This window comes from Streptococcus sp. 959, assembly GCF_013277075.1.
Lineage (GTDB): Bacteria > Bacillota > Bacilli > Lactobacillales > Streptococcaceae > Streptococcus > Streptococcus pseudopneumoniae_C.
In genome coordinates this window covers 20,398-35,493 of the sequence record NZ_VMMF01000001.1, presented here as the reverse complement: position 1 = coordinate 35,493, position 15,096 = coordinate 20,398, and the positions used below count along the sequence as shown (strand labels likewise).

Sequence of the window (15,096 nt, the reverse complement as noted above, 5' to 3'; positions counted from 1 at the left end):
AAAAATATTAAATCGGAGGAAATCCATATGATTAAAATTCTTGCTGCCTGCGGTGCAGGTGTTAACTCAAGCCACCAAATTAAAAGTGCTCTTGAAGAAGAACTTTCAAACCGCGGTTTTGATGTTCACTGTGATGCGGTCATGGTCAAAGATGTTAATGAAGATCTTATCAAAGGTTATGACATCTTCACACCAATTGCTGCGACAGACCTTGGTTTTGACCCAGGTATTCCAGTTATCGAAGCTGGACCAATCTTATTCCGTATCCCAGCTATGAGTGCTCCAGTATTTGACAATATTGAAGCAGCCATTAAAGAACACGGGTTAAGCTAATTTTAATTTGTTAACATTCATATAACATAAAAAGGGAGGAACTATTATGGATGTCATTATCGAACTAGCCAATAAGCTGTTCAAACCTATCTTGGATATGGGTGGACCGATCATCATGTTGATCATTTTGACAGTATTGGCTCTACTTTTTGGAGTGAAATTCTCCAAAGCGCTTGAAGGTGGTATCAAACTTGCCATCGCTCTTACTGGTATCGGTGCTATCATCGGTATGCTAAATGGTGCTTTCTCAGCATCACTTGCAAAATTCGTTGAAAATACTGGTATTCAATTGAACATCACCGACGTTGGTTGGGCACCGCTTGCTACAATCACTTGGGGATCTGCTTGGACACTTTACTTCTTGCTCATCATGTTGATTGTCAACGTAGTGATGCTTGCTATGAAGAAAACTGATACACTTGACGTTGATATCTTCGATATCTGGCACTTGTCTATCACAGGTCTTTTGATTAAATGGTATGCAGACAACAATGGCGTTAGCCAAGGAGTTTCACTCTTCATTGCGACTGCAGCAGTTGTTCTTGTTGGGGTTCTTAAAATTATCAACTCTGATTTGATGAAACCTACATTCGACGATCTTCTTAACGCACCAAGTTCATCACCAATGACTTCAACTCACATGAACTACATGATGAACCCAGTTATCATGGTTTTGGATAAGATTTTTGAAAAATTCTTCCCAGGTCTTGATAAATATGACTTTGATGCTGCTAAATTGAACAAGAAAATCGGTTTCTGGGGATCTAAATTCTTCATCGGTTTCATCCTTGGTATCGTCATCGGTTTGATGGGTACTCCACATCCAGTTGCTGGCGTAGAAGATGCATCAAACTGGCAATTAGTTATTAAAGGTTGGTTGTCTCTTGGTTTGACAGCTGGTGTGTCTTTGGAACTCTTCTCACTTATCGGTTCATGGTTCATCGCTGCCGTAGAGCCACTTTCACAAGGTATTACAAACGTTGCTACTAAACGTCTTCAAGGACGTAAATTCAACATCGGTCTTGACTGGCCTTTCATCGCTGGTCGTGCTGAAGTTTGGGCTTGTGCAAACGTACTTGCACCAATTATGTTGGTTGAAGCTGTGCTTCTTTCAAAAGTCGGAAATGGTATCTTGCCACTTGCAGGTATCATCGCTATGGGTGTTACTCCAGCTCTCTTGGTTGTAACACGTGGTAAATTGCTCCGCATGATCATCTTTGGAACACTCTTGTTGCCACTCTTCCTTCTTTCAGGTACACTTATTGCACCATTTGCAACAGAACTTGCTAAAGGTGTAGGTGCCTTCCCAGCTGGTGTGAGCCAAACTCAATTGATTACTCACTCAACTCTTGAAGGACCAATTGAAAAACTTCTTGGTTGGACAATTGGTAACACTACAACAGGTGATATCAAAGCAATCCTTGGTGCTGTAGTCTTCCTTGTATTCTATATCGGTATCTTTGCTTGGTACAGAAAACAAATGATCAAACGTAACGAAGAGTACGCAGCGAAAGCAAAATAATGCACTCCTATAAAATGTAAATTGTTAAAGCTAGGTTGTTATTTTCCTGATAGGAGTGACAGCCTAGTTTTTTATAAACTATCAAGAAATCGGAGAAAATAATGGTAATTGAATTAAAATCAGAACAATTAAGTGTTCAATTTAACAGTTTTGGCGGGGCTCTTTCTTCTATAAAAGATGCTGAAGGTCTTGAGTATTTGTGGCAAGGGGATGCCACTTATTGGAGTGGACAAGCTCCTGTTCTATTCCCCATTTGTGGTTCATTGAGGGATGATACAGCCCTCTATATAGATGAGAAGGGACAAGAAAGTAAAGGGAGCATTCCTCGTCATGGTTTGGTTCGTAAGAAAGAATTTGAATTAGTTGAACAGACAGACAAGAGTGTAACTTTTGCAATTGAAGACGATGAGAATAGCTATCAGAACTACCCTTATCATTTCCGCCTAGAAATCACTTATATCCTTACTGGTAAGACAGTACGGACTCAATACAAGATTTTCAATAAAGAAACTAGCAAGGTCATGCCTTACTTTATTGGTGGACATCCAGGCTTTAATTGTCCTCTACTTGATGATGAAGTCTATGAAGACTACTATTTAGAGTTTGAGAAAGAAGAGACTTGCTCTGTTCCACGCCCTTTCCCAGAAACAGGTATGTTGGATTTCCAAGATAGAAGTCCATGGTTAGAAGGTCAAAAAGAATTAGACCTCAGCTATGATCTTTTCAGTACAGATGCAGTCACCTTAGATGAATTGCAATCTAGAACAATTGCCCTTCGTTCTCGTAAACATGATAAAGGGTTGAAAGTGCACTTTGCAGAGTTCTCAAATCTCATTATCTGGTCAACTTTGAATAAGGGACCTTTCATTGCTTTTGAACCATGGTCAGGTTTGTCAACATCTCTTGAAGAAGGAGATCATCTAGAAGATAAGAAGAATGTTCGTCTCCTAGAACCTGGTCAAGTGGATCAAATTGGTTTTGATATCGAAATTTTTTAGTTAAAAAAACACAAAAACAAACATTAACTGTTGACTTTTTCGGTAAATAGGAGTATATTATGTTTGTAAACAACAAATGATGTTTGTAACAAACAAATAATCGCTTGTTATATTTTCTTTCGTGGAGAAGGATTATTTCTAGGAAACTGGTTTCCTAAACTTGAATAAGGTGTCATTCATCTCATTCAATCCAATTTGTCAATAAACTGCTAGAAAGCTTTTTGTAGCTAAACTGCTAACTATAAAAGGTTTTACTAGCCTAGAAAAATAAAAAGGAGTATACAATATGTCTATTGTTATCGGTGCAGATGCTGCAGGTTTGAGATTGAAAGAAGTTGTGAAAGACTTCTTGGAAAAAGAAAACTTCCACGTTGTGGATGTTACAGCTGAAGGTCAAGACTTTGTTGATGTGACTCTTGCTGTTGCTGCAGAAGTAAACAAAGAAGAACAAAACCTTGGTATCGTGATTGATGCTTATGGAGCTGGTCCATTTATGGTCGCAACTAAGATCAAAGGAATGGTTGCTGCAGAAGTATCTGACGAACGTTCAGCTTATATGACTCGTGGACACAACAACTCACGTATGATCACTATGGGTGCACAACTTGTTGGTGATGAATTGGCTAAAAACATTGCTAAAGGATTTGTTAACGGTAAATACGACGGTGGTCGTCACCAAATTCGTGTTGATATGTTGAACAAAATGTGCTAATTAGATTACAGTAAGAAAGGTAAGTTAAAAATGAGAATTGCAATTGGATGTGACCACATCGTAACAGATGAAAAAATGGCGGTTTCAGAATTTTTGAAATCAAAAGGATATGAAGTCATTGACTTTGGTACTTATGACCACACACGTACTCACTACCCAATCTTTGGTAAAAAAGTTGGTGAAGCTGTAACTAGCGGTCAAGCTGATCTTGGAGTATGTATCTGTGGTACTGGTGTTGGTATCAACAACGCTGTAAATAAAGTTCCAGGTGTCCGTTCTGCCTTGGTTCGTGATATGACAACAGCTCTTTATGCTAAAGAAGAATTGAACGCCAACGTTATCGGTTTTGGTGGTAAGATTACTGGTGAATTGCTCATGTGTGACATCATCGAAGCTTTCATCCATGCTGAATACAAACCATCTGAAGAAAACAAAAAATTGATTGCGAAAATTGAACACGTTGAAAGTCACAATGCTCAACAAACAGACGCAAACTTCTTCACTGAATTCCTTGAAAAATGGGATCGCGGAGAATACCACGACTAAGAGGTGACCTATGATTTTAACAGTCACAATGAACCCATCCATCGATATTTCCTATCCTTTGGATGAGTTGAAGATTGATACTGTCAATCGTGTGGTGGATGTAACCAAAACTGCTGGTGGTAAAGGACTAAACGTTACTCGAGTACTTTCAGAATTTGGGGATTCTGTTCTTGCTACTGGTTTAGTTGGTGGCAAACTTGGTGAGTTTTTGGTTGAAAATATCGATGATAACGTTAAGAAAGATTTCTTCTCTATTCAGGGAGAAACTCGTAACTGTATCGCTATTCTTCACGGAGACAATCAAACAGAAGTTCTTGAAAAAGGTCCTGAAGTATTGGAACAGGAAGGTCAAGACTTTTTGGAACATTTCAAAAAACTCTTGGAGTCAGTTGAAGTAGTAGCTATTTCAGGTAGTCTCCCAGCTGGCCTTCCAGTTGATTACTATGCGAGCTTGGTAGAACTTGCGAATCAAGCTGGCAAACCTGTAGTCTTGGACTGTTCTGGTGCAGCTCTTCAGGCGGTTCTTGAATCATCACATAAACCAACAGTCATCAAACCAAATAATGAGGAATTGTCTCAACTTCTAGGAAGAGAAGTTTCTGAGGATTTAGATGAATTAAAAGAAGTTCTTCAAGAACCTTTGTTTGCAGGTATTGAATGGATTATCGTTTCACTCGGTGCCAACGGTGCCTTTGCTAAACATGGTGATACTTTCTACAAGGTAGATATTCCTAGAATCCAGGTAGTCAACCCTGTCGGATCTGGAGATTCTACTGTGGCAGGGATTTCTTCAGGCCTACTTCATAAAGAATCGGATGCAGAACTACTCATCAAGGCAAATGTCCTTGGTATGCTCAATGCTCAAGAAAAAATGACTGGCCATGTCAACATGGCTAACTATCAAGCTCTATATGATCAATTAATAGTAAAAGAGGTATAAAATGGCTTTAACAGAACAAAAACGTGCACGCTTAGAAAAACTTTCTGATGAAAATGGTATCATCTCAGCTCTTGCATTTGACCAACGTGGTGCTTTGAAACGCCTCATGGCTCAACACCAAACAGAAGAACCAACTGTAGCTCAAATGGAAGAACTGAAAGTCTTGGTTGCAGATGAATTGACTAAATACGCTTCATCTATGCTTCTTGACCCTGAGTATGGACTTCCAGCAACAAAAGCTCTTGATGAAAAGGCTGGTCTTCTCCTTGCTTATGAAAAAACAGGTTATGACACAACAAGCACAAAACGCTTGCCAGACTGCTTGGATGTTTGGTCTGCAAAACGTATTAAAGAAGAAGGTGCAGATGCGGTTAAATTCTTGCTTTACTATGATGTAGATAGCTCAGACGAACTCAACCAAGAAAAACAAGCTTACATCGAACGTATCGGTTCTGAATGTGTGGCTGAAGATATCCCATTCTTCCTTGAAATCCTTGCTTACGATGAAAAAATTGCGGACGCAGGTTCTGTAGAATACGCGAAAGTAAAACCACACAAAGTTATCGGTGCTATGAAAGTCTTCTCAGACCCACGCTTTAACATTGATGTCTTGAAAGTAGAAGTTCCTGTTAACATTAAATATGTTGAGGGATTCGCTGAAGGTGAAGTAGTTTACACACGTGAAGAAGCAGCAGCCTTCTTCAAAGCCCAAGATGAAGCAACTAACTTGCCATACATTTACTTGAGTGCTGGTGTATCAGCTAAACTCTTCCAAGATACTCTTGTATTTGCTCATGAATCAGGTGCAAACTTTAACGGAGTTCTTTGTGGCCGTGCTACATGGGCTGGATCAGTTGAAGCATACATCAAAGATGGTGAAGCAGCAGCTCGCGAATGGCTTCGCACAACTGGATTTGAAAACATTGATGAGCTCAATAAAGTTCTTCAAACAACAGCGACTTCATGGAAAGAACGCGTGTAAGAAGCTCCTCCTAGGTTAGGAACATGAATCTAAAAATTTTTAAAAAAAGTTGTATGTAAAGGTTTACAAAATAACTTACTTGTGCTATACTTAAATCACAAGTTAATACAAGGTGAGTGTTACTAAGTAATATTAGGCATGATCACAGGTGAATTAGAAATCAGATGATTTTCTAGTTCATTTGTGGTCATTTTTTATACTCATATACCTTTAAAATATAAAAGGAGGTTGACATGTATCGAATTCTAAATCCAATGAATCACAATGTCTCGCTTGTCAGAAATGATAAAGGAGAAGAAGTGATTGTAATTGGTAAGGGGATTGCATTTGGAAAGAAGAAGGGAGATTTGATTGCTGAACAGCAGGTTGAGAAAATCTTTCGGATGAAGACCGAAGAGTCAAGAGAAAACTTTATGGCTCTCCTCAAAGATGTTCCTCTAGATTTTATCACAGTGACCTATGAGATCATTGATAAGTTATCAAAGAAATATCATTATCCGATTCAAGAGTATCTCTACGTAACCTTGACAGATCATATTTACTGTTCTTACCAAGCTCTAGCACAAGGAAGGTACAAGGATAGTAATCTGCCAGATATTTCTACCAAGTATCCTGTCGCTTTTCAAATTGCAAATGAGGCTTTTGAAATTTATCGTCAGAAGCTAGCAGATCATTTCCCTGAAGATGAAATTATTCGGATTGCTTATCATTTCATCAATGCCGAAGGTGAGAATGAAGTGGAACTTGTGGAGTCGATTGATAAGAGGAAAGAAATCCTCAGGAATGTTGAAGAAGTGCTAAAGGACTATGCAATTCAACGAACCAAAGAGAATAATCATTTCTATGATCGCTTTATGATACATTTGAATTATTTCCTGGATTATTTAGACAGATCTAGAGATGATAACCAATCACTTCTGGATATGGAAGATCATATTAAGCAATCCTATCCAAAAGCGTTCGAGATTGGTTCCAAGATCTATGATGTGATTACGCAACATACGGGTCTTGATTTGTATAAGAGCGAACGAGTTTATCTAGTTCTACATATCCAACGTTTATTGTCATAAAAATTTAATTAAAAATACATAAGGAGAATTCTATCATGAATAGAGAAGAAGTAACATTGTTAGGTTTTGAAATCGTAGCTTATGCGGGCGATGCTCGTTCAAAACTATTGGAAGCCTTGAAGGCTGCTGAATCTGGTGATTTTGAAAAAGCGGACGCTCTGGTAGAGGAAGCTGGTAGCTGTATTGCAGAGGCTCACCACGCGCAAACAAGTCTATTGACTAAGGAAGCAGCTGGTGAAGATTTGGCTTATAGTGTGACCATGATGCATGGTCAAGATCACTTGATGACAACTATCTTGTTAAAAGATTTGATGCACCACTTAATCGAACTTTATAAGAGAGGAGTTAAATAATGAACAAACTAATTGCATTTATCGAGAAAGGAAAGCCTTTCTTTGAGAAATTATCTCGTAATATCTATCTTCGTGCTATTCGTGATGGTTTCATTGCAGGTATGCCTGTTATTCTCTTCTCAAGTATCTTTATCTTGATTGCCTTTGTACCAAATTCATGGGGCTTTAAATGGTCTGATGATGTTGTTAATCTCCTCATGAAACCTTACAGCTATTCAATGGGTATCTTGGCTTTGTTGGTAGCTGGTACAACAGCTAAGTCATTGACCGACTCAGTAAACCGTAGCATGGAGAAAACCAATCAAATCAACTATATGTCAACACTTTTGGCAGCAATTGTTGGTTTGTTGATGTTGGCAGCTGATCCTATCGAAAATGGTCTAGCTACTGGCTTCTTGGGGACAAAAGGTTTGCTTTCAGCCTTCCTTGCTGCCTTTGTTACCGTAGCCATTTATAAGGTTTGTGTTAAGAACAACGTCACTATTCGTATGCCTGACGAAGTTCCACCAAATATCTCACAAGTCTTTAAAGATGTGATTCCATTCACTCTCTCAGTTGTTTCACTGTATGCTCTTGATTTACTAGCTCGTCATTTTGTTGGTGCAAGCGTAGCTGAATCAATCGGTAAATTCTTTGCACCACTCTTCTCAGCAGCAGACGGCTACCTTGGTATTACCATTATCTTTGGTGCCTTTGCCTTCTTCTGGTTTGTTGGTATCCACGGTCCATCTATCGTTGAGCCTGCTATCGCGGCTATTACCTATGCAAATGCCGAAGTCAACTTGAACCTTCTCCAACAAGGTATGCACGCTGACAAGATTCTTACTTCTGGTACACAAATGTTTATCGTTACCATGGGTGGTACTGGTGCGACACTGGTTGTTCCATTCATGTTCATGTGGTTGACAAAATCGAAACGTAACCGTGCAATCGGTCGTGCTTCAGTAGTTCCAACATTCTTTGGTGTAAATGAACCAATCTTGTTTGGTGCACCACTTGTACTGAACCCAATCTTCTTCATTCCATTTATCTTTGCTCCAATCGCTAACGTATGGATCTTTAAATTCTTTATTGAGACTCTTGGAATGAACTCATTCACTGCTAATTTACCATGGACAACTCCAGCTCCACTAGGTCTAGTTCTTGGAACTAACTTCCAAGTTCTATCATTCATTCTTGCTGCTCTTCTAATCGTGGTTGACGTAGTCATTTACTATCCATTCCTTAAAGTCTATGATGAACAAATTCTAGAAGAAGAGCGTTCAGGTAAGTCTAATGATGAATTGAAAGAAAAAATTGCTGCAAACTTCAACACTGCAAAAGCAGATGCTATTCTTGAAAAAGCTGGTGTAGAAGCAGCACAAAATACAATCACTAAAGAAACAAATGTCTTGGTTCTTTGTGCTGGTGGAGGAACAAGTGGACTTCTTGCAAATGCTTTGAACAAGGCAGCTGCAGAGTACAATGTTCCTGTGAAAGCAGCAGCAGGTGGTTATGGTGCTCACCGTGAAATGTTGCCAGAGTTTGATTTGGTTATCCTTGCCCCTCAAGTAGCTTCTAACTTTGAAGACATGAAAGCAGAAACAGATAAACTCGATATTAAACTTGCTAAGACAGAAGGCGCTCAATACATCAAACTAACTCGTGATGGCAAAGGTGCTCTAGCATTTGTACAAGCTCAATTCGATTAACGATAGGGACTGTGAAACAGTCTCCTCTCGTTACGGAAATCGCTATGGCGAATTCCCTAATTGCCTTGTTAATTCGTCGGTAAAAAGATATCGTTTTTACCTTCTCATGTCACAATTCGGTGACTTGGTACAAGAAGTGAGATGGAGAAGGATAGCTCACTGACTCCTCTCCTCTCACTTTTACTTTATTTAAATCAAGAAATAGGTGAAAAAATGACAAAAACATTACCAAAAGACTTTATTTTCGGTGGCGCAACAGCCGCCTATCAAGCAGAAGGTGCTACACATACTGATGGAAAAGGACCAGTTGCTTGGGATAAATATCTTGAAGATAACTACTGGTACACTGCCGAACCAGCTAGTGATTTTTACAATCGATATCCAGTTGACCTCAAGCTAGCAGAAGAGTATGGTGTCAATGGCATTCGAATTTCTATTGCCTGGTCACGTATTTTCCCGACTGGTTATGGTCAAGTAAATCAGAAAGGTGTTGAGTTTTATCATAATTTATTTGCTGAGTGTCACAAACGTCATGTTGAGCCTTTTGTAACTCTTCATCACTTTGACACGCCAGAAGCTCTCCACTCAAATGGCGACTTCTTAAACCGTGAAAATATTGAACACTTTGTAGACTACGCGGCCTTCTGTTTTGAAGAATTTCCAGAAGTAAACTATTGGACAACATTTAATGAAATTGGGCCAATCGGTGATGGTCAATACTTGGTTGGGAAATTCCCTCCAGGTATTCAGTACGATCTTGCCAAAGTTTTCCAATCGCACCACAATATGATGGTTTCTCATGCACGTGCAGTCAAGCTATATAAAGATAAAGGCTATAAAGGTGAAATTGGTGTTGTTCATGCTCTGCCTACTAAGTATCCTCTAGATCCTGAAAATCCTGCAGATGTTATTGCGGCAGAGTTGGAGGACATTATCCATAATAAATTTATCTTGGATGCAACTTATCTGGGTCACTACTCTGAAAAGACCCTGGCAGGGGTAGAGGCTATCTTGGCTGCCAATGGTGGTAGCTTAGATCTTCGTGAAGAAGATTTCGAAGTATTAGAAGCCGCAAAAGACTTGAATGACTTCCTTGGAATTAATTACTATATGAGTGACTGGATGGAAGCCTTTGATGGAGAAACAGAAATCATCCATAATGGTAAAGGTGAAAAAGGAAGCTCTAAATACCAAATCAAAGGTGTTGGTCGTCGTGTAGCTCCTGATTATGTACCACGTACAGACTGGGATTGGATTATCTACCCTCAAGGTTTGTATGACCAAATCATGCGCGTGAAGAAAGATTATCCTAACTACAAGAAGATTTACATCACTGAAAATGGTCTTGGATATAAAGATGAGTTCGTTGATAACACTGTTTATGATGATGGCCGTATTGATTATGTCAAACAACACTTGGAAGTCTTATCTGATGCTATTGTAGATGGAGCGAATGTAAAAGGTTACTTCATTTGGTCATTAATGGATGTCTTCTCATGGTCAAATGGATATGAGAAACGTTACGGTCTCTTTTATGTAGACTTTGAAACTCAAGAACGTTATCCGAAGAAATCAGCTCACTGGTACAAGAAAGTAGCGGAAACTCAGATTATTGATTAAATTGTTGACAAAAATCCCCACCAATCGGTGGGGATCGTTTTATGGTTTAGAAAGAATAATTTTTGTTTGTTTTGAAAGTTGTTCAAAGGTTTCTTTACTCAGTTTAGAATCTGAAACGATGGTATCAATCTCTGAGATATTGTAGAAGGTGTAAAAATCAAACTTATTGAACTTACTATTATCAGCTAGTAAGTATTTTTTATTGGAATTATTGAGGGCGATACGTTGAGATTCGCCTTCCTCTTCACTAAAGGTCGCAATCGCATTGTCCTTAATACCATTACAGCTAACGAAGGCTTTGGAAAATTGGAGATTGGACAAATTCTGTAAAGTTAGTGTTCCGACAAAGGCTCCAGTGATAGATCGATAGTTTCCACCGATTAAAATCAAATCTGTTAGTTTTCGTTCGTTTAAGATGAGAAAGACTGGTAAACTGTTTGTTACAACACGAATATTATCAATTGGAAGTTCACGAGCAAACGATTCCAATGTTGTTCCTGGCCCAATAAAAATAGTTTCCCCTTCATCGATTAAATGGCCTGCAAAACGGCTAATTTCTTGTTTTTCTGCGATTTGTAAGCTTTGTTTTTCAATATTGGAACGTTCATTATTTAAAATGGAACCTGTGCGAATTTTTTCAGCTCCTCCATGCACTCGAACAAGTAGATCTTTGTCTGCTAACTCTTGCAAGTAGCGTCTAGCAGTCATATCTGATACATCCAAGCGAGTCATGATTTCTTTTACAGTAATAGTTCCCTTTGTATTTACCGTTTCTAGAATATTATCTAGTTTTTCCTGCTTTAACATCCTTATCACCTCTATTTCTATTACTATTTTATCATAAAGTGTTCAATCAATCAATTTAAAAAACAAAAGAAAACAAAAACAAAAATATCATGGTTGTTTTAAACAAACCATGATATTTGTTATCAGTTCTGGGATAATTGAATTAGTCCAAACCGTAGTTGTAGTCATCGTCTTGCATGGCTTCAACTTCGCCAAGAAGGTAACCATTTCCGACTTGAGAGAAGAAGTCGTGGTTGGAAGTTCCTGTTGAAATACCGTTCATAACGATTGGGTTGACATCATCAGCTGAATCTGGGAAGAGTGGATCTTGTCCCAGGTTCATGAGTGCCTTGTTAGCATTGTAGCGAAGGAAGGTTTTGACTTCTTCCGTCCAACCAACACCGTCATAGAGACTCTCTGTATAACCTTCTTCATTCTCGTAAAGAGTGTAGAGCAGGTCGTACATCCAATCCTTGAGTTTTTCTTGCTCTTCTTCAGGCAATTCATTGAAACCGAGCTGGAATTTATAACCAATGTAGGTTCCGTGAACAGACTCATCACGAATGATCAATTTGATAATTTCGGCGACGTTGGCTAGTTTATTGTTCCCAAGATAGTAGAGGGGAGTGAAGAAACCAGAGTAGAAGAGGAAGGTTTCAAGGAAGACACTGGCAACTTTCTTTTCAAGTGGGCTACCGTTGAGGTAGATTTCATTGACAATCTCAGCCTTCTTTTGTAGATAAGGATTGGTATTGGTCCATTCGAAAATCTCTTCAATCTCAGCCTTGGTATTCAGGGTAGAAAAGATTGATGAGTAAGATTTTGCGTGGACAGATTCCATAAATTGAATGTTATTGAAAACAGCTTCTTCATGTGGTGTACGGATGTCTGCGCGAAGGGCTTGAACCCCAGTTTCAGATTGCATAGTGTCGAGAAGGGTTAAACCACCAAAGACTTTTCCAACCAAGTCCTTTTCTACACTTGATAGCTTTCTCCAGTCATCCAAGTCATTTGACAAGGGAATACGTGTATCGAGCCAGAATTGCTCGGTCAACTTTTCCCAAGTTGATTTGTCGATAACATCTTCGATGGCATTCCAGTTAATGGCTTTGTAGTAAGTTTCCATTTGAAATCTCTTTCCGTGTTTAGTATTGCGAACTCACAATTATTTCTATTTTATCATAAATCTAGAGTAGTATCGCACAAAAAGTCGGAAGACCGACTTTTATTTCATAGTATAGATGTTTGTTCCAGCTTAGTTTAGTGTGGTAAATGAATCGCTAATCTGAGAAAATGTAGTTTCCTCAAGCAAAGATTAAATCACACAGCTTTCACATTGGTTGGCACCGACTTCTCCACCATCATCTGTAAAGGTACGGACGTAGTAGATAGACTTGATACCCTTGTTAAAGGCATAGTTACGAAGGATAGACAAGTCACGTGTTGTTTGTTTATTTTCTTTCTTCCATTCGTAAAGACCTTTTGGAATGTCACTACGCATAAAGAGTGTGAGTGAAAGTCCTTGGTCTACGTGCTCAGTTGCAGCGGCGTAAACATCGATGACTTTACGCATATCCATGTCGTAAGCAGAAGTGTAGTAAGGAATGGTTTCTGTTGACAAGCCCGCAGCAGGGTAGTAGATTTTACCAATTTTCTTCTCTTGGCGTTCTTCTATACGTTGTGTAATCGGGTGGATAGAAGCAGAAACGTCATTGATGTAGCTGATAGAACCATTTGGAGCAACAGCTAGACGGTTTTGGTGATAAAGACCATCTGCTTGAACCTTGTCGCGAAGTTCAGCCCAGTCAGCAGCTCTTGGAATAAAGATATCTTTAAAGAGTTCTTTAACACGGTCTGATTTTGGAAGGAATTCGCCAGTTACATACTTGTCAAAGTAGCTTCCGTTAGCATAGTCTGATTTTTCAAAGTTATGGAAGGTAATACCACGTTCACGCGCAATATTGTTTGACTCAACTAAAGTCCAGTAGTTCATAAGCATAAAGTAGATGCTTGTAAATTCAACAGACTCAGGTGATCCATATTCAATCAATTGTTGGGCGAGGTAGCTGTGAAGTCCCATGGCACCAAGACCAAAGGTGTGAGCTTGGCTATTTCCATGGTCGATAGTAGGTACAGCTACGATATGTGAACTATCTGTAACGAAAGTAAGGGCACGAACCATAGCACGGATTGAGCGACCAAAGTCAGGTGAAGTCATCATGTTGACCACGTTGGTTGAACCAAGGTTACATGAAACGTCTGTTCCCATTTGAAGGAATTCTTGAGCATCGTTGATTAAGCTTGGTTCTTGGACTTGAAGAATCTCAGAACACAAGTTACTCATGATAATCTTACCATCAATAGGATTTGCACGGTTAGCCGTATCAATGTTGACGACATAAGGGTAGCCAGACTCTTGTTGCAATTTAGAAATTTCAGTTTCCAAATCACGCGCCTTGATTTTTGTCTTACGGATGTTTGGATTTGCGACCAATTCATCGTATTTTTCAGTAATATCGATGTAGTTAAATGGCACACCGTATTCTTTTTCTACAGAGTAAGGGCTGAAGAGGTACATTTCTTCATTTTTACGAGCCAATTCGTAGAATTTATCTGGTACAACAACACCAAGTGAAAGGGTCTTGACACGCACTTTTTCATCGGCATTTTCTTTCTTAGTCGAAAGGAAGGCGATGATATCTGGGTGGAAGACATTGAGATACACCACTCCAGCACCTTGACGTTGCCCCAATTGGTTAGAGTAAGAGAAGCTGTCTTCAAAAAGCTTCATAACTGGCACAACCCCAGAGGCTGCTCCTTCGTAGCCTTTGATAGGAGCTCCAGCTTCACGAAGGTTGCTGAGGGAAATTCCCACACCACCACCAATACGTGAAAGTTGAAGAGCAGAGTTAATAGAACGTCCAATAGAGTTCATATCATCAGTCACTTGGATCAAGAAACAAGATACCAACTCTCCACGACGAGCACGTCCAGCATTCAAGAAAGAAGGAGTAGCGGGTTGGTAACGTTGGTGGATGATTTCATTGGCAATATCAATTGCAACAGCTTCATTCCCATCTGCGAAATAAAGAGCGTTGAAGAAGACACGGTCTTCCATACTTTCAAGATAGTATTCACCGTCGTTAGTCTTCAAAGCATATTGATTGTAAAATTTATAAGCTGCCATGAAAGACTTGAATTGGAAGTTTTGTTCTTTGATAAATTGATGCAACTCTTCCAAAAACTCTGGACGGTATTTCTTGATAAAGGCTGTTTCGATGTAGTTGTGTTCAATGAGGTAGTTGATTTTATCAGTAATTGAATCAAAAACCATAGTGTTTGGAACTACATTTTCTTTAAAGAAAGCATCCAAGGCTTCCTTATCTTTATGAAGCATGATTTGTCCATTGACAGGACGGTTGATTTCGTTATTAAGACGGAAGTAAGTCACGTCCTCAAGATGTTTTAATCCCATAAAATTTCCCTTATCTAATTACAAAAGAAAGGCTTCTAAGTTAGCCCTAGAAGCAGTTTCTTCTGGAT

The 15,096-nt window shown here is 39.1% G+C and carries 14 protein-coding genes; 11 read left to right on the top strand and 3 right to left on the bottom strand.

What is annotated here, in order from left to right; translation table 11 throughout:
• Nucleotides 1-27 precede the first annotated feature (27 nt).
• From HT717_RS00170 to lacG, 11 genes are all read left to right on the top strand, one after another.
• Nucleotides 28-333: a PTS sugar transporter subunit IIB gene (locus HT717_RS00170; RefSeq protein WP_000590547.1), complete on the top strand. Its 306-nt coding sequence runs from the start codon at nucleotides 28-30 to the stop codon at nucleotides 331-333.
• Nucleotides 334-379: 46 nt separating this feature from the next.
• A complete protein-coding gene (locus tag HT717_RS00165; RefSeq protein WP_173304068.1) occupies nucleotides 380-1,855 on the top strand; it encodes a PTS galactitol transporter subunit IIC in 1,476 nt (491 codons plus the stop codon).
• Nucleotides 1,856-1,956: 101 nt separating this feature from the next.
• Nucleotides 1,957-2,853, top strand: a complete 897-nt coding sequence (locus HT717_RS00160; protein WP_173304066.1) for an aldose 1-epimerase family protein — start codon at nucleotides 1,957-1,959, stop codon at nucleotides 2,851-2,853.
• A 286-nt stretch (nucleotides 2,854-3,139) separates the two neighbouring features.
• Nucleotides 3,140-3,565, top strand: a complete 426-nt coding sequence (lacA, locus tag HT717_RS00155; RefSeq protein WP_000029277.1) for a galactose-6-phosphate isomerase subunit LacA — start codon at nucleotides 3,140-3,142, stop codon at nucleotides 3,563-3,565.
• Between the two features lie 30 nt (nucleotides 3,566-3,595).
• Nucleotides 3,596-4,111, top strand: a complete 516-nt coding sequence (gene lacB, locus HT717_RS00150; RefSeq protein WP_045611527.1) for a galactose-6-phosphate isomerase subunit LacB — start codon at nucleotides 3,596-3,598, stop codon at nucleotides 4,109-4,111.
• A gap of 10 nt (nucleotides 4,112-4,121) precedes the next feature.
• Nucleotides 4,122-5,051 carry a tagatose-6-phosphate kinase gene (locus tag HT717_RS00145; protein WP_173304064.1) on the top strand — a complete coding sequence of 310 codons (930 nt, stop codon included), beginning with the start codon at nucleotides 4,122-4,124 and terminating at the stop codon, nucleotides 5,049-5,051.
• A gap of 1 nt (nucleotide 5,052) precedes the next feature.
• Nucleotides 5,053-6,033, top strand: a complete 981-nt coding sequence (lacD, locus tag HT717_RS00140; protein ID WP_001229114.1) for a tagatose-bisphosphate aldolase — start codon at nucleotides 5,053-5,055, stop codon at nucleotides 6,031-6,033.
• A 233-nt stretch (nucleotides 6,034-6,266) separates the two neighbouring features.
• The gene (locus tag HT717_RS00135; RefSeq protein WP_173304062.1) at nucleotides 6,267-7,103 is read left to right on the top strand and encodes a transcription antiterminator; all 837 of its coding nucleotides are present in this window, start codon (nucleotides 6,267-6,269) and stop codon (nucleotides 7,101-7,103) included.
• Nucleotides 7,104-7,138: 35 nt separating this feature from the next.
• On the top strand, nucleotides 7,139-7,456 hold the full coding sequence (locus tag HT717_RS00130; protein WP_061759069.1) for a PTS lactose/cellobiose transporter subunit IIA: 318 nt from the start codon (nucleotides 7,139-7,141) through the stop codon (nucleotides 7,454-7,456).
• Nucleotides 7,456-9,147, top strand: coding sequence for a lactose-specific PTS transporter subunit EIIC (locus HT717_RS00125; protein WP_173304060.1), 1,692 nt, complete (start codon nucleotides 7,456-7,458; stop codon nucleotides 9,145-9,147). Before HT717_RS00130 ends, HT717_RS00125 begins: the two co-directional genes overlap by 1 nt.
• 213 nt (nucleotides 9,148-9,360) lie before the next feature.
• The gene (gene lacG / locus HT717_RS00120; RefSeq protein WP_173304058.1) at nucleotides 9,361-10,767 is read left to right on the top strand and encodes a 6-phospho-beta-galactosidase; all 1,407 of its coding nucleotides are present in this window, start codon (nucleotides 9,361-9,363) and stop codon (nucleotides 10,765-10,767) included.
• Nucleotides 10,768-10,806: 39 nt separating this feature from the next.
• Here lacG and HT717_RS00115 read toward each other — a convergent pair whose 3' ends face one another.
• From HT717_RS00115 to nrdE, 3 genes are all read right to left on the bottom strand, one after another.
• Nucleotides 10,807-11,574, bottom strand: coding sequence for a DeoR/GlpR family DNA-binding transcription regulator (locus tag HT717_RS00115; protein ID WP_173304056.1), 768 nt, complete (start codon nucleotides 11,572-11,574; stop codon nucleotides 10,807-10,809).
• Between the two features lie 142 nt (nucleotides 11,575-11,716).
• Complete coding sequence (gene nrdF, locus HT717_RS00110) at nucleotides 11,717-12,679, bottom strand: class 1b ribonucleoside-diphosphate reductase subunit beta (RefSeq protein ID WP_020900698.1); 963 nt, start codon at nucleotides 12,677-12,679, stop codon at nucleotides 11,717-11,719.
• Nucleotides 12,680-12,868: 189 nt separating this feature from the next.
• Complete coding sequence (nrdE, locus tag HT717_RS00105; protein ID WP_173304054.1) at nucleotides 12,869-15,028, bottom strand: class 1b ribonucleoside-diphosphate reductase subunit alpha; 2,160 nt, start codon at nucleotides 15,026-15,028, stop codon at nucleotides 12,869-12,871.
• Nucleotides 15,029-15,096: the final 68 nt, after the last annotated feature.